General features: G+C 48.8%; 36 protein-coding genes. All 36 read left to right on the plus strand.

The annotated features are described in order from the left end of the window. The first annotated feature begins 83 nt into the window (after positions 1-83). The 36 genes from rpoC (at position 84) to CHH67_RS22230 (ending at position 23,899) form a co-directional block, all read left to right on the plus strand. Complete coding sequence (rpoC, locus tag CHH67_RS22055; RefSeq protein ID WP_095267531.1) at positions 84-3,698, plus strand: DNA-directed RNA polymerase subunit beta'; 3,615 nt, start codon at positions 84-86, stop codon at positions 3,696-3,698. A 175-nt stretch (positions 3,699-3,873) separates the two neighbouring features. Next, complete coding sequence (locus CHH67_RS22060) at positions 3,874-4,125, plus strand: ribosomal L7Ae/L30e/S12e/Gadd45 family protein (protein WP_095267532.1); 252 nt, start codon at positions 3,874-3,876, stop codon at positions 4,123-4,125. Between the two features lie 138 nt (positions 4,126-4,263). Then, on the plus strand, positions 4,264-4,686 hold the full coding sequence (rpsL, locus tag CHH67_RS22065) for a 30S ribosomal protein S12 (RefSeq protein ID WP_095267533.1): 423 nt from the start codon (positions 4,264-4,266) through the stop codon (positions 4,684-4,686). Positions 4,687-4,737: 51 nt separating this feature from the next. Next, on the plus strand, positions 4,738-5,208 hold the full coding sequence (gene rpsG, locus CHH67_RS22070; protein WP_095267534.1) for a 30S ribosomal protein S7: 471 nt from the start codon (positions 4,738-4,740) through the stop codon (positions 5,206-5,208). 46 nt (positions 5,209-5,254) lie between these two features. Further along, a complete protein-coding gene (gene fusA / locus CHH67_RS22075) occupies positions 5,255-7,333 on the plus strand; it encodes an elongation factor G (protein WP_095267535.1) in 2,079 nt (692 codons plus the stop codon). A gap of 94 nt (positions 7,334-7,427) precedes the next feature. Beyond that, the gene (gene tuf, locus CHH67_RS22080) at positions 7,428-8,618 is read left to right on the plus strand and encodes an elongation factor Tu (protein WP_095267536.1); all 1,191 of its coding nucleotides are present in this window, start codon (positions 7,428-7,430) and stop codon (positions 8,616-8,618) included. Positions 8,619-9,019: 401 nt separating this feature from the next. Next, positions 9,020-9,328 (plus strand): 30S ribosomal protein S10, encoded by a 309-nt coding sequence (gene rpsJ, locus CHH67_RS22085; protein WP_006676490.1) that lies wholly within the window; start codon positions 9,020-9,022, stop codon positions 9,326-9,328. 38 nt (positions 9,329-9,366) lie between these two features. Further along, positions 9,367-9,990, plus strand: coding sequence for a 50S ribosomal protein L3 (rplC, locus tag CHH67_RS22090; protein ID WP_095267537.1), 624 nt, complete (start codon positions 9,367-9,369; stop codon positions 9,988-9,990). A gap of 26 nt (positions 9,991-10,016) precedes the next feature. Further along, complete coding sequence (gene rplD / locus CHH67_RS22095; protein WP_095267538.1) at positions 10,017-10,640, plus strand: 50S ribosomal protein L4; 624 nt, start codon at positions 10,017-10,019, stop codon at positions 10,638-10,640. Beyond that, positions 10,640-10,933, plus strand: coding sequence for a 50S ribosomal protein L23 (gene rplW / locus CHH67_RS22100; RefSeq protein ID WP_095267539.1), 294 nt, complete (start codon positions 10,640-10,642; stop codon positions 10,931-10,933). Before rplD ends, rplW begins: the two co-directional genes overlap by 1 nt. 29 nt (positions 10,934-10,962) lie before the next feature. Further along, a complete protein-coding gene (gene rplB / locus CHH67_RS22105) occupies positions 10,963-11,793 on the plus strand; it encodes a 50S ribosomal protein L2 (RefSeq protein WP_095267540.1) in 831 nt (276 codons plus the stop codon). A gap of 70 nt (positions 11,794-11,863) precedes the next feature. Further along, entirely contained in the window at positions 11,864-12,139 is a 276-nt protein-coding gene (gene rpsS / locus CHH67_RS22110) for a 30S ribosomal protein S19 (RefSeq protein WP_095267541.1), read from the plus strand. Positions 12,140-12,174: 35 nt separating this feature from the next. Next, positions 12,175-12,507, plus strand: coding sequence for a 50S ribosomal protein L22 (rplV, locus tag CHH67_RS22115; RefSeq protein ID WP_095267542.1), 333 nt, complete (start codon positions 12,175-12,177; stop codon positions 12,505-12,507). Between the two features lie 13 nt (positions 12,508-12,520). After that, complete coding sequence (gene rpsC, locus CHH67_RS22120; RefSeq protein ID WP_007132563.1) at positions 12,521-13,186, plus strand: 30S ribosomal protein S3; 666 nt, start codon at positions 12,521-12,523, stop codon at positions 13,184-13,186. A 2-nt stretch (positions 13,187-13,188) separates the two neighbouring features. After that, the gene (gene rplP / locus CHH67_RS22125; protein WP_095267543.1) at positions 13,189-13,623 is read left to right on the plus strand and encodes a 50S ribosomal protein L16; all 435 of its coding nucleotides are present in this window, start codon (positions 13,189-13,191) and stop codon (positions 13,621-13,623) included. Further along, a complete protein-coding gene (gene rpmC, locus CHH67_RS22130) occupies positions 13,613-13,810 on the plus strand; it encodes a 50S ribosomal protein L29 (protein WP_007132561.1) in 198 nt (65 codons plus the stop codon). The genes rplP and rpmC overlap by 11 nt, the downstream gene beginning before the upstream one ends. 45 nt (positions 13,811-13,855) lie before the next feature. Continuing rightward, positions 13,856-14,122 (plus strand): 30S ribosomal protein S17, encoded by a 267-nt coding sequence (gene rpsQ, locus CHH67_RS22135; protein ID WP_007132560.1) that lies wholly within the window; start codon positions 13,856-13,858, stop codon positions 14,120-14,122. A 35-nt stretch (positions 14,123-14,157) separates the two neighbouring features. After that, positions 14,158-14,526 (plus strand): 50S ribosomal protein L14, encoded by a 369-nt coding sequence (rplN, locus tag CHH67_RS22140; RefSeq protein ID WP_095267544.1) that lies wholly within the window; start codon positions 14,158-14,160, stop codon positions 14,524-14,526. Positions 14,527-14,574: 48 nt separating this feature from the next. Then, positions 14,575-14,931, plus strand: a complete 357-nt coding sequence (gene rplX, locus CHH67_RS22145; protein ID WP_095267545.1) for a 50S ribosomal protein L24 — start codon at positions 14,575-14,577, stop codon at positions 14,929-14,931. Between the two features lie 29 nt (positions 14,932-14,960). Next, entirely contained in the window at positions 14,961-15,503 is a 543-nt protein-coding gene (rplE, locus tag CHH67_RS22150) for a 50S ribosomal protein L5 (protein ID WP_095267546.1), read from the plus strand. A 47-nt stretch (positions 15,504-15,550) separates the two neighbouring features. Beyond that, a complete protein-coding gene (locus CHH67_RS22155) occupies positions 15,551-15,736 on the plus strand; it encodes a type Z 30S ribosomal protein S14 (protein WP_013312154.1) in 186 nt (61 codons plus the stop codon). Positions 15,737-15,769: 33 nt separating this feature from the next. Then, the gene (gene rpsH / locus CHH67_RS22160) at positions 15,770-16,168 is read left to right on the plus strand and encodes a 30S ribosomal protein S8 (RefSeq protein WP_095267547.1); all 399 of its coding nucleotides are present in this window, start codon (positions 15,770-15,772) and stop codon (positions 16,166-16,168) included. A 30-nt stretch (positions 16,169-16,198) separates the two neighbouring features. Continuing rightward, positions 16,199-16,741, plus strand: coding sequence for a 50S ribosomal protein L6 (rplF, locus tag CHH67_RS22165; RefSeq protein WP_095267548.1), 543 nt, complete (start codon positions 16,199-16,201; stop codon positions 16,739-16,741). Between the two features lie 112 nt (positions 16,742-16,853). Then, positions 16,854-17,222, plus strand: coding sequence for a 50S ribosomal protein L18 (gene rplR / locus CHH67_RS22170; protein WP_095267549.1), 369 nt, complete (start codon positions 16,854-16,856; stop codon positions 17,220-17,222). Between the two features lie 26 nt (positions 17,223-17,248). Beyond that, the gene (gene rpsE / locus CHH67_RS22175; RefSeq protein WP_095267550.1) at positions 17,249-17,746 is read left to right on the plus strand and encodes a 30S ribosomal protein S5; all 498 of its coding nucleotides are present in this window, start codon (positions 17,249-17,251) and stop codon (positions 17,744-17,746) included. Between the two features lie 12 nt (positions 17,747-17,758). After that, positions 17,759-17,944, plus strand: coding sequence for a 50S ribosomal protein L30 (gene rpmD, locus CHH67_RS22180; RefSeq protein WP_007132553.1), 186 nt, complete (start codon positions 17,759-17,761; stop codon positions 17,942-17,944). Positions 17,945-17,986: 42 nt separating this feature from the next. Further along, positions 17,987-18,427, plus strand: coding sequence for a 50S ribosomal protein L15 (gene rplO / locus CHH67_RS22185; protein ID WP_095267551.1), 441 nt, complete (start codon positions 17,987-17,989; stop codon positions 18,425-18,427). After that, positions 18,427-19,725: a preprotein translocase subunit SecY gene (gene secY, locus CHH67_RS22190; RefSeq protein ID WP_095267552.1), complete on the plus strand. Its 1,299-nt coding sequence runs from the start codon at positions 18,427-18,429 to the stop codon at positions 19,723-19,725. The genes rplO and secY overlap by 1 nt, the downstream gene beginning before the upstream one ends. Positions 19,726-19,813: 88 nt before the next feature. Beyond that, on the plus strand, positions 19,814-20,458 hold the full coding sequence (locus tag CHH67_RS22195; RefSeq protein ID WP_095267553.1) for an adenylate kinase: 645 nt from the start codon (positions 19,814-19,816) through the stop codon (positions 20,456-20,458). Between the two features lie 5 nt (positions 20,459-20,463). Further along, positions 20,464-21,216 (plus strand): type I methionyl aminopeptidase, encoded by a 753-nt coding sequence (gene map / locus CHH67_RS22200; RefSeq protein ID WP_095267554.1) that lies wholly within the window; start codon positions 20,464-20,466, stop codon positions 21,214-21,216. Between the two features lie 10 nt (positions 21,217-21,226). Next, positions 21,227-21,532 (plus strand): KOW domain-containing RNA-binding protein, encoded by a 306-nt coding sequence (locus tag CHH67_RS22205; protein ID WP_095267555.1) that lies wholly within the window; start codon positions 21,227-21,229, stop codon positions 21,530-21,532. Between the two features lie 3 nt (positions 21,533-21,535). Then, positions 21,536-21,751: a translation initiation factor IF-1 gene (gene infA / locus CHH67_RS22210; RefSeq protein WP_006212898.1), complete on the plus strand. Its 216-nt coding sequence runs from the start codon at positions 21,536-21,538 to the stop codon at positions 21,749-21,751. A gap of 149 nt (positions 21,752-21,900) precedes the next feature. Continuing rightward, positions 21,901-22,014 carry a 50S ribosomal protein L36 gene (rpmJ, locus tag CHH67_RS22215; RefSeq protein WP_003333770.1) on the plus strand — a complete coding sequence of 38 codons (114 nt, stop codon included), beginning with the start codon at positions 21,901-21,903 and terminating at the stop codon, positions 22,012-22,014. A gap of 21 nt (positions 22,015-22,035) precedes the next feature. Further along, positions 22,036-22,404 carry a 30S ribosomal protein S13 gene (rpsM, locus tag CHH67_RS22220; protein WP_095267556.1) on the plus strand — a complete coding sequence of 123 codons (369 nt, stop codon included), beginning with the start codon at positions 22,036-22,038 and terminating at the stop codon, positions 22,402-22,404. Between the two features lie 19 nt (positions 22,405-22,423). Beyond that, entirely contained in the window at positions 22,424-22,819 is a 396-nt protein-coding gene (gene rpsK / locus CHH67_RS22225) for a 30S ribosomal protein S11 (protein WP_007132545.1), read from the plus strand. A 135-nt stretch (positions 22,820-22,954) separates the two neighbouring features. Further along, a complete protein-coding gene (locus tag CHH67_RS22230; RefSeq protein WP_095267557.1) occupies positions 22,955-23,899 on the plus strand; it encodes a DNA-directed RNA polymerase subunit alpha in 945 nt (314 codons plus the stop codon). Positions 23,900-23,904: the final 5 nt, after the last annotated feature.

Below are 23,904 nucleotides of genomic sequence, written 5' to 3' on the forward strand. Positions count from 1 at the left end.
GCTGTTCACCCCGTCGGTCTTTGGCCGGCGGCGGTGTTGCGACCGTAGCACATAATTAGGACTAGGTTGAGGAGGGTTGCTCCTTGTTGGACGTTAACAATTTTGAGTATATGAAAATCGGTCTTGCTTCCCCGGAGAAGATTCGTTCTTGGTCCCGCGGCGAGGTGAAGAAGCCGGAAACGATTAACTACCGGACATTGAAGCCGGAAAAGGAAGGCTTGTTCTGTGAACGGATTTTCGGTCCTCAAAAGGACTGGGAATGTCATTGCGGTAAATATAAGCGTGTCCGTTATAAAGGCGTTGTCTGCGATCGCTGCGGCGTCGAAGTTACGCGTGCCAAAGTCCGCCGCGAGCGGATGGGACATATTGAGCTGGCCGCTCCTGTATCCCATATCTGGTACTTCAAAGGCATTCCAAGCCGGATGGGTCTGGCGCTGGATATGTCTCCAAGATCTCTTGAGGAGATCATCTATTTCGCATCTTATGTCGTAACCGATCCAGGCGATACGCCGCTGGAGAAAAAACAGCTGCTGTCCGAGAAAGAATATCGCAGCTATCGTGAGAAGTACGGTTATGGTTTCCAGGCTGGCATGGGTGCTGAGGCTGTGAAGAAGCTTCTTCAGGATCTGGATATTGAAAAAGAACTGGAATTCCTGAAAGAAGAGCTGCGTACGGCACAAGGCCAGCGCCGCAACCGCGCCATTAAGCGCCTTGAAGTCATTGAGGCGTTCCGCAATTCCGGCAACAAGCCGGAGTGGATGGTGATGGATGTACTGCCGGTGATCCCGCCTGAGCTTCGTCCGATGGTTCAGCTGGATGGCGGACGTTTTGCCACTTCTGACCTGAATGACCTGTATCGCCGTGTTATTAACCGGAACAACCGTTTGAAGCGTCTGCTGGATCTCGGAGCTCCGGACATCATCGTACAGAACGAGAAGCGTATGCTTCAGGAAGCGGTTGACGCGCTCATCGATAACGGCCGTCGCGGCCGTCCGGTTACAGGACCGGGCAACCGTCCTCTGAAATCCCTCAGCCACATGCTGAAAGGTAAGCAAGGGCGCTTCCGGCAGAACCTGCTCGGTAAACGGGTAGACTACTCCGGTCGTTCCGTTATCGTCGTAGGTCCGTACCTGAAGATGTATCAGTGCGGTCTGCCTAAGAAAATGGCGCTTGAGCTGTTCAAGCCATTTGTGATGAAAGAGCTGGTCAACAAAGGTCTGGCTCACAACATCAAGAGTGCAAAACGCAAAGTTGAACGTGTAAGCCCAGAGGTCTGGGACGTGCTTGAAGAAGTGATCAAGGAGCATCCGGTACTGCTTAACCGTGCCCCTACGCTTCACAGACTCGGTATCCAGGCGTTTGAGCCGATTCTCGTTGAAGGTCACGCGATTCGTCTTCACCCGCTCGTATGTACAGCGTACAACGCGGACTTTGACGGTGACCAAATGGCGGTTCACGTGCCGTTGTCTGCAGAGGCACAGGCGGAAGCTCGTCTCCTTATGCTGGCATCCGGCAACATTTTGAACCCAAAAGACGGCAAGCCTGTCGTTACCCCTTCCCAGGATATGGTCCTTGGTTCCTTCTATCTGACGATGGACAACAAGGAAGAGAAGGGCACCGGCATGATTCTGGGCAGCGTGAACGAGGCGGTATCCGCATATCAGCGCGGTGTTGCAGGTCTTCATGCACGTGTTGCCATCCCGGTTAAAGCGCTTGGCAAAACCAGCTTTACCGAGAAACAGCAGCAAGCGATGCTCGTAACGACGATCGGCCGGATCATCTTTAACGAGATTTTCCCGGCAAGCTTCCCGTATATTAACGAAGCTACGCGTACGAACTTGCTTCAAGGTACGCCGGAGAAGTATTTCATTTACGAAAAAGGCACCGATATTCAAGAAGTGATTCAGAATCTTCCGATCAGCGGTGCTGTCGGTAAGGAATATCTGGGTCAGATTATTGCTCGCTGCTTCGAAACGTACCATACAACCGAAACCTCCATCATTCTGGACAAAATCAAGCAGCTCGGCTTCACGTACTCGACACGTGCCGGCGTGACCGTAGCGGTCTCCGACGTTATCGTGCCGGAAGAGAAGAACGAGATTCTGAGAGAGTCCGATGAGAAGGTTAACGTCGTTACGAACCAATACCGTCGCGGTCTGATCACCAATGAAGAACGCTATGACCGCGTTATTGATATCTGGTCCAAAGCGAAGGACGACATTACGGAAGTTCTGATGAAATCGATGGACCGCTTCAACTCCATCATGCTCATGGTGGACTCCAAAGCGCGGGGTAACAAATCGCAGATCACCCAGCTGGGCGGTATGCGGGGTCTGATGGCCAACCCGTCCGGTCGAATCATCGAATTGCCAATCAAATCGAACTTCCGCGAAGGACTGACGGTACTCGAGTACTTCCTGTCCACGCACGGTGCGCGTAAAGGTCTGGCCGATACCGCGCTTCGTACCGCTGACTCCGGTTACTTGACACGTCGTCTGGTCGATGTCGCCCAGGACGTGATTGTACGCGAGGACGAGTGCAGCACGGATAAAGGCTTTACCGTAAGCCGCATCCAGGACGGCAAGGAAGTCATCGAGGATCTGTATGATCGTATCGAAGGCCGTTATTCCTTCGAAACCGTTCGTCATCCGGAAACAAAGGAAATTATCGTGAACCGCAACGAGCTGATCGATTCGGACAAAGCGGCCGAAATCGTGAAGGCTGGCGTAGAGAAAGTTCAGATTCGTTCGATTCTCAGCTGCCGCGCTCGCTATGGCGTCTGCAAAAAATGCTACGGCCGCAACCTGGCTACCGGCAAACATGTTGAAATTGGTGAAGCGGTTGGTATCATCGCCGCCCAATCCATCGGTGAACCGGGAACCCAGCTTACGATGCGTACATTCCACACAGGCGGTGTTGCCGGTGACGATATTACGCAAGGTCTTCCGCGTATCCAGGAGCTCTTCGAGGCCCGTAACCCTAAAGGTCAAGCGACCATTAGTGAGATCGACGGCGTCGTCAAAGAGATCCGCGAGACGAAAGACCGTCGTGAGATTGAAGTTCAGGGCGAAGCGGAAACGAAAGTCTACTCCGTCACATACGGCTCCCGTCTGCGCGTAAGCGAAGGACAGCATATTGAAGCCGGTGACGAGCTGACAGACGGATCCATCGATCCGAAAGAAATGCTTCGCATCAAAGGGATTCGCGGTGTGCAGAACTACATTCTGCAGGAAGTACAGCGCGTTTACCGGAACCAGGGTGTGGAAATCAACGATAAACACGTTGAAGTGATGATCCGGCAGATGCTGCGCAAAATCCGTATCGTTGATGCGGGAGATACGAACCTGCTGCCAGGCTCTTACGTGGATATCCATGAATACGAGTCAGCGAACAAGGAAGCGATTCTGTCCGGTAAAGAGCCGGCAGTTGCCAAGCCGGTGCTGCTCGGGATTACAAAAGCGTCTCTGGAAACCGACTCATTCCTGTCCGCAGCCTCCTTCCAGGAGACTACGCGCGTGCTGACCGACGCCGCCATCAAAGGTAAAGTCGACCAGCTGCTCGGTCTGAAAGAGAACGTCATTATCGGTAAGCTGATTCCTGCCGGTACCGGTATGAACCGCTACCGCAGCGTGAAATTCGAAGGTCAGGATCTTCTGAACGACGAAAATCAGGAACTGGAGCCAGCTTCCGTAGAGTAACAAGAAAGAAAGGATGGGACGGGATGTGAAAGCAGCCGTAATCCGGCGCTTTGCTCCCGTCCCAGAGTTTCTTTTTTTATCCGATTTAATAGCTTGACATCGTTTGGGGCAGATGCTAATATAGCAAAGGTGCGTGAATAGTTGCCTTGTTCCCTGATCTTTTGGAGGAATGCTTGTGTCTAATGAAAAAGGATTACAGGATGCACATGTCAAGATCGGCACCAAACAAACGATGAAGGCCGTGGAAACAGGCCAGGCCGCAGAAGTCTATGTGGCTGAAGATTGTGATCAGCGTCTGATAACCAAGATCGTATCCCTGTGCAGCAAGCATCAAGTGCATATCAATTATGTGCCTACGATGAAGGGGCTTGGGGAAGCGTGCGGCATAGAAGTCGGCGCAGCCATGGTCGCAGTCTTAAAATCATGAGTAGGAAACTGTTTTTGTTGGAGGAGCGTACTTCTCTCGGCAAAAACTTTTCATTTGTTCTTTTATGAACCGCCTGGGTCTGTGGACTTAAAACTTGGTTTGTAACAGGATGATAATTACGGGAAGGGGGTGGCTAGAATGCCAACAATTAACCAACTGGTTCGCAAAGGCCGTCAAGCAAAAGTGTACAAGTCGAAATCTCCAGCTCTTCAAAAAGGATTCAACGCTTTGAAACGTGAGGAGACGAACTTGAGCGCTCCGCAAAAACGCGGTGTTTGCACTCGTGTAGGTACAATGACGCCGAAGAAACCGAACTCCGCACTTCGTAAATATGCCCGTGTTCGCTTGACGAACCGCATTGAGGTGACGGCATACATTCCGGGTATCGGTCATAACTTGCAGGAGCACAGCGTTGTATTGGTTCGCGGCGGACGGGTAAAAGACCTTCCGGGTGTACGTTACCACATCGTTCGCGGTGCGCTTGATACCGCTGGTGTTAACAACCGGATGCAAGCTCGTTCCAAATACGGTACGAAGCGTCCGAAAGCAAAAAGCAACTAATGCTCATGTGACAACAATAGCATGACCATGATTGAAGAAAGGGGGATATCCATGCCACGCAAAGGTCCAGTTACAAAAAGAGACGTGCTGCCGGATCCGGTGTACAACAGCAAGCTGGTTACTCGTCTGATCAACCGTATCATGTTGGATGGTAAAAGAGGTGTTGCTCAAAGCATCCTTTACAATGCATTCAACATCATCAAGGAACGTACAGGCAATGATCCGATGGAAGTATTCGAAGCTGCTATCAAGAACATCATGCCAGTACTGGAAGTTAAAGCTCGTCGTGTCGGCGGTGCAAACTACCAGGTTCCGATCGAAGTTAAACCAGAGAGACGTACATCCCTTGGATTACGTTGGCTCGTAAACTACTCTCGCACACGCGGTGAGAAAACAATGGAAGAGCGTTTGGCAGCAGAGATTATCGATGCTTCCAACAACACAGGCGCTTCCGTTAAGAAGCGTGAAGACACGCACAAAATGGCTGAAGCAAACAAAGCATTTGCTCACTACCGCTGGTAGGATTAACAGTCACATTAAACTTCAATTTTGAAGGGAGACTATTCGCATGGCAAGAGAGTTCTCCTTGAAAAATACACGTAACATCGGGATCATGGCGCATATTGACGCTGGTAAGACGACCACCACAGAGCGGATCTTGTTCTATACCGGTCGTACGCACAAAATCGGGGAAGTTCACGAGGGTGCTGCTACGATGGACTGGATGGAGCAAGAGCAGGAGCGCGGAATCACAATTACGTCCGCTGCTACAACCGCTCAGTGGAAAGGTCATCGCGTTAATATTATCGACACCCCGGGGCACGTTGACTTCACAGTAGAAGTTGAACGTTCCCTTCGTGTATTGGATGGGGCAGTAGGTGTATTCAGTGCGAAAGAGGGCGTTGAACCTCAGTCGGAAACCGTATGGAGACAAGCAGACCGTTACGGTGTACCGCGGATCGCATATGTGAACAAAATGGATATTATCGGCGCTGACTTCTTGAATGTTGTAAAAGACATGAGAGATCGTCTGCAAGCGAATGCGGTAGCGATTCAGCTTCCGATTGGTGCAGAAGCTGACTTCATCGGCATCATCGATCTTGTCGAGGAAAAAGCTTATATGTATAAGGATGACCTCGGCCAGAACATCGAAGAAGCTGAGATTCCAGCCGAATACAAAGATCAAGTTGAAGAGCTTCGCAACGAGCTTATCGAGAAGGTAGCTGAGCTGGACGAAGATCTGACCATGAAATACCTTGAAGGTGAAGAAATCACGGTTGAGGAGCTGAAAGCTGCTCTGCGCAAAGGTGTAGTAGAGGTTAAAATCTTCCCTGTAATCTGCGGATCTTCTTATCGTAACAAAGGTGTTCAGCTGATGCTTGACGCTGTTATCGACTATCTGCCGGCTCCAGTTGACGTACCGGACATCAAGGGTACCCTTGAAGACGGAACGGAAGTAAGCCGCAAATCTGCCGATGAAGAGCCATTTGCTGCTCTGGCGTTCAAAATCATGACGGACCCTTATGTTGGTAAGCTGACGTTCTTCCGTGTGTATTCCGGTATTCTGCAATCCGGCTCTTACGTACTGAATGCAACGAAAGGCAAGCGCGAGCGTATCGGTCGTATCCTTCAGATGCATGCGAACAGCCGTCAAGAAATCAACCAGGTTTATGCTGGTGATATCGCGGCAGCTGTAGGTTTGAAAGATACCGGTACAGGTGATACACTGTGTGATGAGAAGCATCCAGTTATTCTGGAGTCCATGAACTTCCCGGATCCGGTTATCGAAATCGCAGTTGAGCCTAAAACAAAAGCCGACCAGGATAAAATGGGTGTGGCCCTCGGTAAGTTGACAGAAGAGGATCCAACGCTTCGCGCTCATACGGATGAGGAAACCGGCCAAACGATTCTGGCAGGTATGGGTGAGCTTCACCTTGATATCATCATCGACCGTATGCGTCGTGAGTTCAAGGTTGAGACCAACGTTGGTAAGCCTCAGGTTGCTTATCGCGAAACCTTCCGCAAGCCAGGGCGTGTTGAAGGTAAATTCGTCCGTCAGTCCGGTGGTCGTGGTCAATACGGTCACGTATGGGTTGAGTTCGAACCTCTCGAAGCGGGTAGCGGCAACCAGTTCGACAGCAAGATCGTCGGCGGTGCTGTACCTAGAGAATATATTGGACCAGCACAACAAGGTATTGAAGAGCAGATGAAGAACGGTGTACTTGCCGGCTTCCCGCTTGTAGACGTTAAAGCTACAATCGTTGACGGTTCTTACCATGATGTTGACTCCAATGAAATGGCGTTCAAAATCGCCGGTTCTATGGCTTTGAAAGCGGCGAAGGATGTATGTAGTCCTGTCCTGCTTGAGCCAATCATGAAAGTAGAAGTTACCGTGCCTGAGGAATACATGGGCGACGTAATGGGTATGCTGAACTCCCGCCGTGGACGTATCGAAGGTATGGACTCCCGTGGCGGTACGCAAATTATCCGTGCGAAAGTGCCTCTCTCCGAAATGTTCGGTTACTCTACAACTCTTCGTTCCGGTACACAAGGCCGCGGCGTATTCTCGATGGAACTCTCCCATTACGAAGAAGTTCCTAAGAATATCTCTGATGAAATTGTGACCAAGTTCAAAGGCGCAGAGTAATAAGTTTCACCTGCTGGATTAGGAGACGGGATGATCGTCCCGTTCATTCCGTTCCAGCCTAACATATATATCCCCTTAAGGAGGAATTGTTCAAATGGCAAAGGCTAAATACGAACGTACGAAACCCCATGTTAACATCGGTACTATCGGTCACGTTGACCATGGTAAAACAACTTTGACTGCTGCAATCACTACTGTATTGTCCAAAAGATACGGCGGTGCTGCTGTAGCATTCGACCAAATCGACAAAGCTCCTGAAGAGCGCGAGCGCGGTATCACAATCTCCACAGCTCACGTTGAATACGAAACTGACACTCGTCACTATGCACACGTTGACTGCCCAGGTCACGCTGACTATGTTAAAAACATGATCACTGGTGCTGCTCAAATGGACGGCGCAATCCTGGTTGTATCCGCAGCTGACGGCCCAATGCCGCAAACTCGCGAACACATCCTGCTGTCCCGTCAGGTAGGCGTTCCTTACATCGTTGTATTCCTGAACAAATGCGACATGGTAGAAGACGAAGAGCTTCTGGAACTGGTTGAAATGGAAGTTCGTGACCTGCTGAGCGAATATGACTTCCCAGGCGACGACACTCCAATCACTCGTGGTTCCGCTCGTGAAGCGCTGCAAAACCCAGATGGTCCTTGGGCTGACAAAATCGTTGAAATGTTCAAAACAATCGACGAGTACATCCCACTGCCAGAGCGCGACACTGAGAAGCCTTTCTTGATGCCTGTTGAGGACGTATTCTCCATCACAGGTCGTGGTACTGTTGCTACTGGTCGTGTAGAGCGCGGTACGATCAAAGTTGGTGACGAGATTGAAATCGTGGGTATCGCTGAAGAGACTCGCAAATCCGTTGTTACGGGCGTTGAGATGTTCCGTAAATTGCTGGATTCCGCACAAGCTGGTGACAACATCGGCGCATTGCTTCGCGGTGTTGAGCGTACTCAAATCGAGCGCGGTCAAGTACTTGCTAAGCCTGCATCCGTTAAACCACACACGGAGTTCACTGCTCAAGTATACGTACTGAGCAAAGAAGAGGGCGGACGTCATAAGCCTTTCTTCACTGGCTACCGTCCACAGTTCTACTTCCGTACTACGGACGTAACTGGCGTAATCAACCTGCCAGAAGGAACTGACATGGTAATGCCTGGTGACAACATCACCGTTACCGTTCAACTGATCGCTCCAATCGCGATCGAAGAAGGTACGAAGTTCTCCATCCGTGAAGGCGGCCGTACTGTAGGTGCTGGTTCCGTTGCTTCCATCATTAAGTAATTAACGCTTATCCCATAAGCGATCGATATGCAACAGTGTACTGTAACGAGCAACAATGTGATGTAACGATAAGAGAGTCCGGCCCTCAAGGCCGGGCTCTTTTTCTGTGACAACTTCCTTCTATATATATGATAGAATTTGCGAAGCAATTCCTGTCCCGTGTTTAAGACGGGGGGCGGAGATCTATACTGATAACAGCCAATACATGGCTTTTCATGAATTATGATTTAATGCTTGCAATACGCCTATCTTTTCTATATAATAGTGAATGTTGTTCTGCGACGTTGCGATGATGTGAGAGGTTACCGACACACCCGGCCCCTTTGCCATGAGGAGGGTGATCGGAAAATTTTCACGGAGTATGTCCGATACCAAATTGGGCGATAGAAGGAGGGAATAAAATGGCAAAGCAAAAAATTCGTATTCGCTTGAAAGCATACGACCACAGAATTCTTGATCAATCCGCTGAGAAAATCGTTGAGACAGCTAAACGTTCGGGTGCTGGTGTTTCCGGTCCGATCCCGCTTCCAACTGAGAAACAAGTAATTACCATTCTCCGTGCGGTGCACAAGTATAAGGATTCTCGGGAACAGTTCGAGATGCGTACTCATAAACGCTTGATCGATATCGTGAACCCGACTCCACAAACTGTGGATGCCTTGATGCGCTTGGACCTGCCGTCCGGTGTAGATATCGAAATCAAACTGTAATTGCATAATGAATTAGTGAAGAGAAAAGAGGTGTCAACATGAAAGGTATCTTAGGTAGAAAACTCGGAATGACTCAAGTGTTTACTCCAGAAGGTAATGTAATCCCTGTAACGGTTATCGAAGCAGGTCCTTGTGTTGTTCTGCAGAAAAAAGATCTTGAGAACGATGGATACGAAGCGATCCAGGTTGGTTTCGCTGATAAGAAAGAGCAACGTGCCAACAAACCAGAAGCAGGACATGCGAAAAAAGCAAATACTGCACCTAAGCGCTACGTTCGCGAAATTCGCGGTGTTGACCTCGCGAGTGTCGAGGTCGGCCAGGAGCTGAAGGCAGATGTCTTCTCCGAAGGCGAATTTGTTGACGTAACCGGTATTTCCAAGGGTAAAGGTTTCCAAGGTGTTATCAAGCGTTGGGGACAAAGCCGCGGACCAATGTCTCACGGTTCCCGTTATCATCGCAGACCAGGTTCCATGGGTTCGATCCAGGCTAACCGTGTTCCTAAAGGAAAACGCCTGCCAGGTCACATGGGCCACGAAACAGTTACCATCCAAAAGCTTGAAGTGATCAAGGTAGACGCTGAGCGTAACGTTATCCTTGTTAAAGGTTCCGTTCCAGGACCGAAAAAAGGCTTTGTGCAAATTAAAGAAACGGTGAAGAAATAATCACCTAAAGAAAGGAGGAGCAAACAATGCCTAAAGTAGCACTTTATAATGTCAGCGGTAGCCAAGTTGGCGAAGTAGAACTGAATGAAGCGGTATTCGGGATTGAGCCGAACGTGCATGTTATGCACAGTGCAGTATTGCTGCAGCGCGCTTCCCTTCGTCGCGGTACGCATAAAGTAAAAGGACGTTCTGAAGTACGCGGCGGCGGTCGTAAGCCTTGGAAACAAAAAGGCACAGGACGCGCTCGTCAAGGATCGATCCGTGCACCACAATGGAAAGGCGGCGGTACCGTATTCGGACCAACTCCGCGCAGCTATTCCTTCAAACTTCCTAAGAAAGTTCGTCGTCTGGCGATCAAATCCGCTTTGTCTTCTAAAGTGAACGACAATGCAATTATCGTACTGGATCAATTGACGCTGAATGCGCCAAAAACGAAAGAGTTTGCAAGCATCCTGAGCAACCTTAAAGTAGGACGTAAAGCTCTGATCGTTGCTCCTAGCTACGATGACAACGTTGCCCTTTCCGCTCGTAACATTCCGGGAGTGAAGTTTGTAGCGGCTGATGGCATTAATGTTCTTGACGTACTGTCGTACGATCAACTGATCATTACGAAAGAAGCAGTTCAGAAGGTAGAGGAGGTGCTCGCGTAATGAAGGACCCACGCGATATTATCAAGCGCCCGGTGATCACGGAACGTACGGCTGACTACATGGCAGATCTGAAATATGCTTTTGAAGTTGATATTCGTGCGAACAAAACCGAGATCAAACAAGCTGTTGAATCCATTTTCAAAGTGAAAGTTTCGAATGTGAATACGATGCGTGTTCCGGCGAAGCCGAAACGCTATGGCCGTTATTCCGGTTACACTTCCGAATGGAAGAAAGCGATCGTAACGCTTACTCCGGACAGCAAGCCGCTCGAATTCTTTGAATCTGCAGAATAACAATTTCTTGAGTAAGGAGGGAAAACACAGTGCCTATTAAAAAGTATAAACCGACATCCCCGGCTCGCCGTAACATGTCCGTGTCGACTTTCGAAGAGATCACCACGAACAAGCCGGAGAAATCGCTTTTGGCGCCGCTGAGCAAAACAGCTGGACGCAATAACCAAGGTAAAATTACGGTTCGTCATCATGGCGGCGGACATAAACGTAAATACCGGATTATCGACTTCAAACGTAACAAAGACGGCATTCCAGGTCGCGTTGCTACGATTGAGTACGATCCAAACCGTACTTCCAATATCGCTCTGATTCACTACGCAGACGGAGAGAAACGCTACATCATCGCTCCTAAAGGTCTGAAAGTAGGAGATCAAGTTGTTTCCGGCGTAGGTGCCGACATCAAAATCGGTAACGCACTGCCGCTTGAGAACATTCCGGTGGGTACTGTTATCCACAATATCGAATTGAAGCCAGGCAAAGGCGGACAATTGGTTCGCGCTGCTGGTACAGAAGCACAGCTTCTCGGTAAAGAAGATAAATACGTAACGATTCGTTTGTCTTCCGGTGAAGTTCGTCACATCCTGAAAACTTGCCGTGCAACCATCGGTTCTGTGGGTAACCAAGACCATGAGTTGATCAAAATCGGTAAAGCAGGCCGCAGCCGCTGGCTCGGACAGCGTCCTGAAGTGCGCGGGGTTGTTATGAACCCTAACGATCACCCTCACGGTGGTGGTGAAGGCCGCGCTCCAATCGGACGTAAGTCTCCTATGTCTCCTTGGGGTAAACCAACCCTTGGTTACAAAACCCGTAAAAAAGGCAAAGCTTCTGACAAATATATCGTTCGCCGCCGCACGAAGTAATGCGCTCACTCGCATAGCTTCGTGAAGTGCCGAAGGTAACGAGATCATTTGGTGAAGGGAGGATTTCTATATGAGCCGCAGTTTGAAAAAAGGACCTTTCGTCGACGGATACCTGCTTAAAAAAGTAGAGGAAATGAACAGCTCGAACAAAAAGGCTGTGATCAAAACTTGGTCCCGCCGTTCCACTATTTTCCCGCAATTTATCGGTCACACGTTCGGTGTATATGACGGCCGCAAGCATGTGCCTGTATATGTAACAGAGGACATGGTAGGACACAAGTTGGGTGAGTTTGCTCCAACTCGTACTTACAAAGGTCACGAAGACGATAAGAAAACGAGAAGATAATTAACGAAGCTCTTTGTTTGAGAGGAGGTTAAACAATGGAAGCAAAAGCACATGCAAGATCGATTCGGATTGCTCCTCGTAAAGCTCAACTCGTAGTTGACTTGATCCGCGGCAAGCAAGTCGGCGAAGCGATCGCAATTCTTCGTCACACTCCAAAGGCTGCATCTCCAATCGTGGAGAAGTTGCTGAACTCGGCTGTTGCGAATGCTGAGCACAACTACTCTTTGGATGTTAATAAATTGGTTGTAACCCAAGCTTATGTTAACCAAGGTCCGACCATGAAACGTTTCCGCCCACGTGCGATGGGACGTGCAAGCCGGATTAACAAACGCACCAGCCATATTACTTTGGTGGTAGCTGAAAAATAAGGAGGGAAAACGTGTGGGCCAAAAGGTAAATCCAGTAGGACTCCGTATCGGTATTATCCGTGATTGGGAATCCAAATGGTATGCAGGCAAAGATTTCGGTGATCTTTTGCTGGAAGACGTGAAAATCCGTGAATACCTGAAAAATAAATTGAAAGACTCCGCTGTATCCCGTATTGAAATCGAGAGAGCGGCAAACCGTGTGAACGTGACGATCCACACTGCGAAACCAGGCATGGTTATCGGTAAAGGTGGTTCCGAGGTAGAAGTGCTGCGCGGACAAGTGACTAAAATCGCTGGCGGCAAAAAAGTTCACATCAACATTTCTGAAATTAAAAACCCTGAACTGGACGCAATTCTTGTTGCTGAAAGCATTGCACAACAGCTGGAACGTCGTGTATCTTTCCGTCGTGCACTGAAACAAGCAATTCAAAGAACGATGCGTGCAGGAGCGAAGGGGATCAAAACATCGGTCAGCGGACGTCTTGGCGGAGCCGAGATTGCTCGTACGGAAGGCTACAGTGAAGGAACTGTTCCACTTCATACGCTTCGTGCAGACATCGACTATGGTACAGCAGAAGCGCATACGACTTACGGCCGTATCGGCGTGAAAGTATGGATCTATCGTGGAGAGGTTCTTCCTACGGCTAAGAAACAAGCTGCTCAGGAAGGAGGCAACTAATCATGTTGGTACCAAAGCGCGTAAAACACCGCAAGCAACAACGCGGTAATATGAGAGGTAGAGCTAAAGGCGGTACTGAAGTACTCTTCGGTGAATTCGGTCTGCAAGCTACGGAACCAGGTTGGATCACCAACCGTCAGATCGAAGCTGCCCGTATTGCTATGACTCGTTACATCCGCCGGGGTGGTAAAGTATGGATCAAAATCTTCCCGGATAAGCCGATCACTCAGAAGCCTCTCGAGGTTCGTATGGGTAGCGGTAAAGGTAACGTTGAGAAATGGGTTGCTGTTGTTAAACCAGGCAAAGTCATGTTTGAACTTGGAGGCGTGTCCGAGGAAATCGCCCGCGAAGCGATGCGTCTCGCCGCTCACAAGCTGCCTGTGAAAACGAAGTTTGTGAAACGAGAAGAAGTGGGTGGTGAAGCAAATGAAAGCTAATGAACTGCGCAACTTAACCACTGCAGAAATCGAGCAAAAAATCGCCGGATTTAAAGAGGAACTCTTTAACCTCCGTTTTCAATTGGCTACAGGCCAGCTTGACAATCCAACTCGGATTCGTGACGTTCGCAAAGAAATAGCTCGTGCTAAAACCGTTATCCGTGAAAGAGAACTTGGGATTAGTTAATGAAACGGACATGTGAGTGTCTGGATTCAGGAAGGAGGCTAACAAATGAGCGAAGAACGCAATGCTCGTAAAGTGCAAATCGGTAAAGTCGTCAGTGACAAAATGGATAAAACCATCGTTGTAGCTGTTGAGACGTATAAGAAGCATGACTTGTACCACAAGCGCATTAAATACACGAAGAAATTTAAAGCGCATGATGAGAACAATGAAGCTCAAATCGGAGATACCGTTAAAATCATGGAAACTCGCCCTCTCTCCAAAGACAAGCGCTGGAGACTGGTTGAAGTGGTCGAAAAAGCGGTTATCATCTAACTTGTAATCAGTTTGTCCGAAAGGAGGAAATTGAAATGATTCAACCATTTACACGTTTGGCTGTAGCCGACAACTCTGGTGCGAAGGAACTGATGTGTATCCGCGTATTGGGTGGAACGGGTCGCCGTACAGCTCAAATCGGTGATCTGATCGTATGCTCCGTCAAACAAGCAACACCAGGAGGCGTTGTCAAAAAGGGTGACGTTGTTAGAGCGGTTGTTGTTCGTACGAAACGTTCTGTACGTCGTAAGGACGGATCCTACATCTCTTTTGACGAGAATGCAGCGGTTGTAGTGAAAGAAGACAGAAGCCCACGCGGAACTCGTATTTTCGGACCAGTTGCTCGCGAACTTCGCGAAAGAGACTACATGAAAATCGTTTCCTTGGCTCCGGAAGTTATCTAATAGCACGGACAAGTAAGAAGAACTGGCTAGTCATAGGAGGTGTAACGAATGGCTAATGTGAAAAAAGTTCTGGAATCCCACAACAATAAACTGCACGTGAAGAAGGACGACACAGTTATTGTTATCAGCGGTAAGGACAAAGGCAAGAAAGGCCGTGTCATTGCTGCGTACCCTCGGGAGAACCGCGTTCTGGTTGAAGGTGTGAACATGATCAAGAAGCACCAAAAGCCGAACCAAGCGAACCCTCAAGGCGGGATTATTGAAAAAGAGGCTCCGATCCATGTCTCGAACGTCATGCACGTTGATCCGAAGAGCGGAAAAGTAACCCGTATCGGTTACAAGGTACTCGACAACGGCAAGAAAGTTCGCGTCGCGAAAAGATCCGGAGAAGTTCTTGATAAATAAGACTTGTTAAGAAAGGAGGTCCTTGAATCATGGCAGCAAGAATGAAAGAACGTTTTCTGAACGAAGTAACTCCTGCGCTGATGCAGAAGTTTAACTATAAAACAGTAATGCAAGTACCAAAAATCGAGAAGGTTGTCATCAACATGGGTGTAGGTGACGCTGTAGCGAACTCGAAGGTGCTTGATTCCGCTGTAAACGACATGCAGCTGATCGCTGGTCAAAAGCCGGTTATCACTCGTGCGAAAAAATCCATCGCAGGCTTCAAACTGCGTGAGAACATGCCAATCGGGGTAAAAGTAACCCTGCGCGGTGAGCGCATGTACTACTTCCTCGACAAGCTGTTCAACGTTACGCTTCCGCGTGTACGTGACTTCCAAGGTGTATCCACCAAGGCGTTTGACGGACGTGGAAACTATACGCTCGGCTTGAAAGAACAACTCATTTTCCCTGAAATTGAGTATGACAAAGTGGATAAAGTTCGCGGTATGGACATCGTTATCGTAACGACAGCAAAAACCGACGAAGAATCCCGTGAACTGCTTGCTCAACTGGGCATGCCTTTTGCGAAATAAGACGGTTGTCCCTTTTCTCCGAAACTATTTAGGAGGTGTCAGGCTAAGTGGCAAAAACTTCGATGAAAGTTAAACAACAACGCACACCTAAGTTCAAAGTACGGGCTTATACTCGTTGTGAGCGTTGTGGTCGTCCACATTCGGTACTGCAGAAGTTTAAGATTTGCAGAATTTGTTTCCGTGAATTAGCTTATAAAGGCCAGATTCCTGGCGTGAAAAAAGCAAGCTGGTAAGAAGTTTATAACCGGGAAGGAGGTTTATCCTACATGACTATGTCCGATCCAATTGCAGATATGCTAACTCGTATTCGTAACGCGAACACGGTTCGCCACGAAACGGTAGAAATGCCTGCTTCGACGATTAAGAAACAAATCGCTGAAATTTTGAAGCGTGAAGGTTTCATCCGTGATGCGGAGTTTGTGGAAGATAACAAACAAGGGATCATCCGTGTATTCCTTAAGTACGGCGCAAACAACGAACGTGTCATCACAGGTCTGAAAAGAATCAGTAAACCAGGTCTTCGCGTTTACACGAAGAGCAATGAAGTTCCTCGTGTTCTCGGTGGACTGGGTATCGCGATCATCTCCACATCCAAGGGAGTTATGACCGACAAAGAAGCTCGTCAAGCCAAAGCTGGCGGAGAAGTTCTCTGCTACGTATGGTAATCAACGTCACAAGATAGGAGGTGTAACTGTATGTCCCGTATTGGTCGTAAACCAATTGCAATCCCAAGCGGTGTAGATGTTACATTGGATAACAATGTCATCACGGTGAAAGGACCGAAAGGAACCCTGACTCGTGTACTGCATAAAGATATGCAAATTACTGTAGAAAATAACGAAATTAATGTTGTGCGTCCATCCGACAACAAAATGCATCGTTCTCTTCACGGCACAACCCGCAGCGTTGTCTCGAATATGGTTAGCGGTGTAACAGAAGGTTTCTCGAAGAACCTTGAACTGGTTGGCGTCGGATACCGTGCCAGCAAATCCGGAGACAAAATCGTGCTGAACGTGGGTTACTCCCACCCAGTAGAAATTGCACCGGAAGCCGGCATCGAGTTCGAAGTAGCTGGAAACACCAAAATTACAGTTAAAGGTATCGATAAAGAGCGTGTAGGTGCATACGCTGCTAAGATCCGTTCTGTACGTGAGCCTGAGCCTTACAAAGGCAAAGGGATCAAATACGAAGGCGAACGCATTATCCGTAAGGAAGGTAAAGCCGGTAAGAAGAAATAAGCTGCTTGACGCTTCGGTTATCCGATGGCTGGTTAAGCAATTTCTTCTTACTTACCCCATGCGTCTAAAAGTGAAGCTGTCATGGCAAAACTGAAGGGAGTGAAAGGGAAGCATGATCACGAAACAAGACAAGAACAAAGCGCGCTTGAAAAGACACCTTCGTGTCCGTAAGAAAATTCAAGGCACGGCTGAGCGTCCTCGTCTGAACGTATTCCGTTCTTCGAAGCACATCTACGCTCAACTGATCGATGATGTAGCTGGCGTAACATTGGCATCGGCTTCTACGCTTGATAAAGAATTGAGCGGTGACATTCAAAACGGCGGTAACGTTGAGTCCGCACGCAAAGTCGGAGCTCTTGTAGCTAAACGCGCTACAGAAAAAGGCTATAAGTCGGTTGTATTCGACCGCGGTGGATACTTGTACCATGGACGTATTCAAGCACTGGCAGAGGCTGCTCGTGAAGAAGGCCTTGAATTCTAACTTATTTACAAAAGGAGGTAAACGACTTGCGTATAGATCCTAACACTTTGGAACTGACTGAAAGAGTAGTAAACATTAACCGCGTCGCTAAGGTTGTTAAAGGCGGACGCCGCTTCAGCTTTAGCGCACTGGTAGTTGTCGGTGACGGTAAAGGTTGGGTAGGAGCAGGTATCGGTAAAGCAGGCGAAGTACCGGATGCCATCCGCAAAGGTATTGAGGATGCTAAGAAAAACCTGATCCATGTTCCACTCGTTGGAACCACCATTCCTCACCTTGTACAAGGTCACTTCGGAGCAGGTAAAGTATTGCTTAAACCGGCTTCTGAAGGTACCGGGGTTATCGCTGGCGGACCGGTTCGTGCCGTGCTCGAGCTGGCTGGCGTAGGCGACATTTTGACAAAATCTCTAGGTTCTTCGAACTCCATGAACATGGTCAATGCGACTTTGGAAGGGTTGTCCCGCCTGAAGCGTGCTGAAGATGTTGCCAAGCTTCGCGGCAAATCCGTCGAAGAGCTGTTGGGTTAAGGAGGGAATCTCATGGCTAAACTTGAAATCACCCTCGTGCGCAGCGTGATTGGACGTCCAGAGGATCAGCGTGCAACTGTGAAAACACTTGGACTTCGTAAAATCAACCATTCCGTGGTTCAAAACGACAATCCTGCGATTCGCGGAATGATCAAGAAAGTAAATCACCTGGTTTCTGTTAAAGAAATCGAAGGTTAATCCCGGGTGCTTCCCGGATACATTAAGGAGGTGCAACGAACGATGAAGTTACATGAGCTGAGCCCAGCGGCTGGTTCCCGCAAAGAGCGCAAACGCGTTGGTCGCGGTACGAGCAGCGGCACGGGTAAAACATCAGGTCGAGGTCATAAAGGACAAAACGCTCGTTCCGGCGGTGGTGTACGTCCAGGCTTCGAAGGCGGACAGAACCCGTTGTATCGTCGTCTTCCGAAGCGCGGTTTCGTAAACCCTACACGGAAAGAGTACGCGATTGTGAACATCGAAGAGCTTAACAGCTTTGCAGCAGGTACTGAAGTGACTCCAGAAGTTTTGGTCGAAAACGGTATTGTGAAAAATACGAAGAGCGGCATCAAAATTCTTGGCAATGGCGAAGTTACCGTTTCATTGACTGTAAAAGCTAATAAGTTTTCTCAATCTGCGGTAGAGAAGATCGAGGCTGCCGGCGGTAAAACCGAGGTGATCTAATGTTTAAGACCCTGCAAAATATATGGCGTGTCGAGGACCTTCGCAAACGGATCCTGTTCACCCTGTTCGTACTGATTATTTTCCGTATCGGATCGTTTGTACCGGTTCCAGGTGTCAATAAAGACGTCTTTACTCAGGCGAATCAGGCAGGAAATGAATTGTTTGGTCTACTCAACACGTTCTCGGGGGGCGCGCTATCGCAGTTTTCGATCTTCGCCCTTTCGATATTCCCATATATTACAGCGTCCATTATCGTGCAGCTATTGTCGATGGACGTCATTCCGAAGTTCGCGGAGTGGAACAAACAAGGGGAACATGGTAAAAAGCAGTTGGCTCAGATTACTCGTTATGGTACGGTATTACTGGGTCTCATCCAGGCCTTCGCGTTGTCCATCGGGTTTAACCGGATGTACGGCATGGATATGGTGCCAGGAGCAACCTTTATTGATTTCGTTGTGATCGCGATCGTGCTTACCGCGGGTACTGCGTTCTTGATGTGGCTCGGTGAGCAGATTACGGAACGTGGAATTGGTAACGGGATTTCGATTATTATCTTTGCCGGTATCGCAGCTGGGATTCCAATGCATATCCGCACACTGGTCGAGTCGAACTTCATTCAGGATAATCAAGTCTTCCTGAACTCGCTGAAGGCGATCATTATCCTTCTCATTCTGATTCTGATCATTGCCGGTGTTGTATTCATCCAGCAAGGGATCCGCAAGATCCCGGTACAATACGCGAAGCGTGTTGTGGGCAACAAGATGTATGGCGGGCAGAATACACATATTCCGCTCAAAATTAACGCTGCAGGCGTTATTCCGGTCATCTTCGCCATGTCCTTGCTTCAGTTCCCGGTGATCTTGGCGAGCTTCTGGGCACATATGGCTTGGGCCAGATGGGTTGATGCCAACCTGGCATATGACAGCCCACTCGGAATGGTGCTTTATGTTCTTATGATCATTGGTTTCACGTTCTTCTATACATTCGTACAGATGAACCCGAACCAAATGGCCGAGAACATGAAGAAGAACGGCGGCTACATCCCGGGCATTCGCCCAGGTAAAGCTACTGAGAAGTATCTGACTCGGGTAATGACCCGCTTGACAATGACAGGAGCATTGTTCCTGGCTGTAATCTCCGTGATGCCGGTATTCTTCGGCGCTCTTGCCGGGCTTCCGCGTACGGTACAAATCGGCGGTACCTCTTTGCTGATCGTAGTCGGTGTTGCACTGGATACGATGAAGCAAATTGAGAGCCAGCTGATCAAGCGTCATTACAAAGGGTTTATCAATAAATAGGCGATAGGTTCCGGCGAGTAGGTTTACTGCTTCCCGGCGCCTATTGTGTTGTTCTTGCTTGTCAAGCAAGGGGAGGGAGTGACGTAAGGTGAACATCTTATTCATGGGTCCTCCTGGGGCAGGAAAAGGAACACAAGCAGAGCATATCGTGAATGAATTCGGCATTCCGCATATTTCAACAGGCGATGCTTTTCGTCTGGCGATCAAGCAAGGAACTCCTGTTGGAATCAAGGCGAAGGAATATATCGATCAAGGCCTGCTGGTACCTGATGATGTGACAATCGGAATCGTGGAAGAAAGATTGCAGCAGTCCGATTGCGAAAAAGGTTTCTTATTGGATGGTTTTCCAAGAACCCTTTCGCAAGCGGAAGCGCTGGATGAAATTCTGGCACGCCTCAACACCGGGCTTGACCATGTCATCAACCTGAAAGTGGATCGGGATAAGCTTATGGCTCGACTCACAGGTCGTCGGATTTGTAAGCAATGCGGCTCGACCTATCATGTGATCTTTAATCCTCCCAAACAGGAAGGCATTTGTGATAAATGCGGCGGTGAATTGTATCAGCGCTCCGACGATAACGAAGAGAGCGTAGGCATTCGCTTGGACGAATATATCAACAAAACAGCACCACTCCTCACGTTTTATGAGAATAAAGGTCTTTTGCGTCAAATCGATGGCGATCAGGAAATCGACGCGGTTTCCGCACAAATTGCGTCTATACTGAGAGGTTAAGGAACATGATCATTTGTAAATCCGAAACGGAACTGGGCTTGATGAGAGAGGCAGGGCGAATTGTGGCGGAATGCCACAAACTTCTCGCTGCTCACGTGGAACCGGGCATTACGACCGGGGAGCTGGACCAGCTGGCCGACAAGTTCATTCGAAGCCAAGGCGCTGTGCCATCTTTCAAAGGCTATAACGGATTTCCTTACAGCATTTGCGCATCAGTTAATGAAGAATTGGTGCATGGATTTCCAAGCAAACGCAAATTGATCGAAGGCGATATCGTCACGTTTGATATCGGTGCGCAGTACGAGGGTTACCACGGTGACTCAGCATGGACCTACCCAGTAGGCCGCATTTCCGAAGAAGCCCAGCGTTTGCTGGACGTCACGGAAGGCTCGCTCTATGCGGGACTCGCGCTAGTCAAACCGGATGTCCGCTTGTTTACGATCTCTCATGCCATCCAGCGTTATATCGAGGACGCAGGTTTATCTGTTGTCCGGGAGTATGTAGGCCATGGCGTGGGCACTGATCTGCATGAGGATCCGCAAATTCCGAACTATGGCATTCCAGATCGCGGACCAAGACTCAAACCGGGCATGGTGCTCGCAATTGAACCGATGGTCAATGCCGGTAAACGGCATGTCAAGACGCTGGAGGACAATTGGACGGTAGTCACGGTTGACGGCTCGCTGTGTGCTCACTTTGAGCATACGGTAGCAGTAACCCAGGACGGCATGGAAATCCTGACGAAGCTGCCGGAATAAGGTGATGGACTTGAATAAGGAAATCACACTGGAAATCGGCCAGATCGTCAAAGCGCTGAAAGGCAGAGATGCTGGACAGTATGCCGTTATCGTCGGGATTGAAGACAGCAGGTTCGTATGGATTGCGGACGGGGACAAACGGAAGTTTGACCAGGCCAAGAAGAAGAACATTCTTCATCTGGAACCCCAATCCTTCATAAGCAGTGAAGTAGTGAACAGTTTGCAAGAAAGCGGAAGGGTCACAAACGGAAAGCTGCGGTTCGCCGTTGCGAAGTTTATGGCCGAACAATCCAAGGCAAATCAGAAAGGAGACTAATCTGTGGCTAAAGAAGATGTCATTGAAGTCGAAGGAACGGTTATTGAGCCGTTGCCGAATGCTACGTTTAAAGTCGAGCTGGAGAATGGTCATCAAATTCTTGCTCACGTTTCCGGAAAGCTGCGGATGCACTTTATCCGCATCCTCACAGGAGACAAAGTGGTTGTTCAACTATCACCGTACGATTTGACCAAAGGTCGCATTACGTACCGTAAATAGATGACGTTCCCCCGGGGAACAAGGAAAGCTGCCAGCGGTTTTACTGAAGTAAAACACAGCAGCGGTTACGAACGGTTTTGTTTTGGCAAAACTAAAGTCTAGTTTCGAAGCTGGTTTTACAAACGTAAAACTTGGAGGAGGTAATTAACATGAAGGTAAGACCTTCTGTAAAGCCTATTTGCGAAAAATGCAAAGTCATTCGCCGCAAAGGGAATGTAATGGTTATCTGTGAAAATCCGAAGCACAAACAAAAACAAGGTTAATAGAAGGGGGTGTAGCGTAAAATGGCTCGTATAGCTGGTGTGGATTTGCCACGTGACAAACGCGTTGAGATCGCCTTGACTTACATTTTCGGAATCGGTAAAACGACTTCCCAAAAAGTACTGAAAGAAACAGGCATCAATCCTGATACTCGTGTCCGTGACTTGACGGAAGATGAAGTTAGCAAATTGCGTGAAACGATCGACGGAAGCGTTAAGGTAGAAGGTGACCTTCGTCGTGAAATTTCCTTGAATATTAAACGTCTGACCGAGATTGGCTGCTACCGCGGTATTCGTCATCGTCGTGGCTTGCCTGTTCGTGGACAACGTACTAAAACCAATGCTCGTACACGTAAAGGTCCTCGTCGTACCGTAGCGAACAAGAAGAAGTAAGAAAGGGGGATAATAGACAATGGCTAAACCAAAAAAAGTCGTACGTACTAAACGTCGTGACCGCAAAAATATCGAAAGTGGCGTAGCTCATATCCGTTCTACGTTCAACAATACGATCGTAACGATTACGGATCCTCACGGAAACGCGATTTCTTGGGCAAGCTCCGGCGGCCTTGGATTCAAAGGCTCCCGTAAGTCGACCCCGTTCGCTGCGCAAATGGCTGCTGAAACAGCTGCCAAAGCGGCTATGGAACACGGTATGAAATCGGTGGAAGTTATGGTTAAAGGTCCTGGCGCTGGTCGTGAAGCAGCAATCCGCTCTTTGCAAGCAGCTGGTCTTGAAGTTAACCTGATTAAAGACGTTACACCAATTCCACATAACGGATGCCGCCCACCAAAACGTCGTCGCGTATAATGAAGTCATCCTTGTTAATGTGGTATAAATCCGGTGCAATCTGCTAATAATGGTTGTTTAGGCATACTACTACATGGATTACTGGATAAGATGACAGTTTCATATAGGAGCGACGTTTGAAGGAGGGGTACTTGCGTGATTGAAATCGAAAAGCCGAAAATTGAGACCGTTGATGTCAATGAAGAAGGAACCTATGGAAAATTCGTAGTAGAACCGCTTGAGCGCGGATACGGCACGACGCTGGGGAATTCACTTCGCCGCATTCTGCTGTCCTCGCTCCCGGGCGCAGCGGTCACATCGATTCAAATCGATGGGGTGCTGCATGAGTTTTCCACGATTCCGGGTGTCATGGAAGACGTGACCGAAATCATTCTGAACCTGAAGGCTTTGTCGCTGAAGATTCATTCCGACGAAGAAAAAGTGTTCGAGATTGATGCGGAAGGTGAAGGGGTAGTCACTGCGGGTGATATTCGCGCAGACAGTGATGTGGAGATTCTTAATCCGGACCTGCACATTGCGACGCTCGGCCCTGGCGCAAGACTTCATATGCGTATTTTTGCTAATCGCGGTCGTGGCTATGTCCAGGCGGATCGGAACAAACGCGATGACCAGCCTATCGGCGTCATTCCCGTCGATTCGATCTATACTCCGATTAGCCGTGTGAATTACGGCGTGGAAAATACGCGTGTTGGTCAAGTGACCAACTACGACAAATTGACGCTTGAAATTTGGACGGATGGAAGCATTCGCCCGGAAGAGGCGGTTAGCCTCGGCGCGAAGATCCTGACTGAGCATCTGTTCCTGTTCGTCGGCTTGACCGATGAAGCGAAGGATGCTGAGATCATGGTCGAGAAGGAAGAAGACAAGAAGGAAAAAGTGCTTGAAATGACAATCGAGGAGCTGGATCTCTCCGTTCGTTCCTACAACTGTCTCAAGCGTGCTGGTATCAATACGGTACAAGAGCTGACCACGAAAACAGAAGAGGATATGATGAAGGTTCGTAACTTGGGCCGCAAATCCTTGGAAGAGGTTCAAGAGAAGCTCGAGGAACTTGGATTGGGACTCCGTTCGGAGGATTAAGTTCT

The sequence above is a fragment of the Paenibacillus campinasensis genome (assembly GCF_002272015.1).
Classification (GTDB): Bacteria; Bacillota; Bacilli; order Paenibacillales; family Paenibacillaceae; genus Paenibacillus_AQ; species Paenibacillus_AQ campinasensis.

Bases quoted from the DNA above. Each gene is read 5' to 3' on its own strand.
- rpsL (WP_095267533.1), top strand. From the start codon at position 4,264: ATGCCAACAATTAACCAACTGGTTCGCAAAGGCCGTCAAGCAAAAGTG.
- rpsG (WP_095267534.1), top strand. From the start codon at position 4,738: ATGCCACGCAAAGGTCCAGTTACAAAAAGAGACGTGCTGCCGGATCCG.
- fusA (WP_095267535.1), top strand. From the start codon at position 5,255: ATGGCAAGAGAGTTCTCCTTGAAAAATACACGTAACATCGGGATCATG.
- tuf (WP_095267536.1), top strand. From the start codon at position 7,428: ATGGCAAAGGCTAAATACGAACGTACGAAACCCCATGTTAACATCGGT.
- rpsJ (WP_006676490.1), top strand. From the start codon at position 9,020: ATGGCAAAGCAAAAAATTCGTATTCGCTTGAAAGCATACGACCACAGA.
- rplC (WP_095267537.1), top strand. From the start codon at position 9,367: ATGAAAGGTATCTTAGGTAGAAAACTCGGAATGACTCAAGTGTTTACT.
- rplD (WP_095267538.1), top strand. From the start codon at position 10,017: ATGCCTAAAGTAGCACTTTATAATGTCAGCGGTAGCCAAGTTGGCGAA.
- rplW (WP_095267539.1), top strand. From the start codon at position 10,640: ATGAAGGACCCACGCGATATTATCAAGCGCCCGGTGATCACGGAACGT.
- rpsS (WP_095267541.1), top strand. From the start codon at position 11,864: ATGAGCCGCAGTTTGAAAAAAGGACCTTTCGTCGACGGATACCTGCTT.
- rplV (WP_095267542.1), top strand. From the start codon at position 12,175: ATGGAAGCAAAAGCACATGCAAGATCGATTCGGATTGCTCCTCGTAAA.
- rplP (WP_095267543.1), top strand. From the start codon at position 13,189: ATGTTGGTACCAAAGCGCGTAAAACACCGCAAGCAACAACGCGGTAAT.
- rpmC (WP_007132561.1), top strand. From the start codon at position 13,613: ATGAAAGCTAATGAACTGCGCAACTTAACCACTGCAGAAATCGAGCAA.
- rpsQ (WP_007132560.1), top strand. From the start codon at position 13,856: ATGAGCGAAGAACGCAATGCTCGTAAAGTGCAAATCGGTAAAGTCGTC.
- rplN (WP_095267544.1), top strand. From the start codon at position 14,158: ATGATTCAACCATTTACACGTTTGGCTGTAGCCGACAACTCTGGTGCG.
- rplX (WP_095267545.1), top strand. From the start codon at position 14,575: ATGGCTAATGTGAAAAAAGTTCTGGAATCCCACAACAATAAACTGCAC.
- rplE (WP_095267546.1), top strand. From the start codon at position 14,961: ATGGCAGCAAGAATGAAAGAACGTTTTCTGAACGAAGTAACTCCTGCG.
- rpsH (WP_095267547.1), top strand. From the start codon at position 15,770: ATGACTATGTCCGATCCAATTGCAGATATGCTAACTCGTATTCGTAAC.
- rplF (WP_095267548.1), top strand. From the start codon at position 16,199: ATGTCCCGTATTGGTCGTAAACCAATTGCAATCCCAAGCGGTGTAGAT.
- rplR (WP_095267549.1), top strand. From the start codon at position 16,854: ATGATCACGAAACAAGACAAGAACAAAGCGCGCTTGAAAAGACACCTT.
- rpmD (WP_007132553.1), top strand. From the start codon at position 17,759: ATGGCTAAACTTGAAATCACCCTCGTGCGCAGCGTGATTGGACGTCCA.
- rplO (WP_095267551.1), top strand. From the start codon at position 17,987: ATGAAGTTACATGAGCTGAGCCCAGCGGCTGGTTCCCGCAAAGAGCGC.
- secY (WP_095267552.1), top strand. From the start codon at position 18,427: ATGTTTAAGACCCTGCAAAATATATGGCGTGTCGAGGACCTTCGCAAA.
- map (WP_095267554.1), top strand. From the start codon at position 20,464: ATGATCATTTGTAAATCCGAAACGGAACTGGGCTTGATGAGAGAGGCA.
- rpmJ (WP_003333770.1), top strand. From the start codon at position 21,901: ATGAAGGTAAGACCTTCTGTAAAGCCTATTTGCGAAAAATGCAAAGTC.
- rpsM (WP_095267556.1), top strand. From the start codon at position 22,036: ATGGCTCGTATAGCTGGTGTGGATTTGCCACGTGACAAACGCGTTGAG.
- rpsK (WP_007132545.1), top strand. From the start codon at position 22,424: ATGGCTAAACCAAAAAAAGTCGTACGTACTAAACGTCGTGACCGCAAA.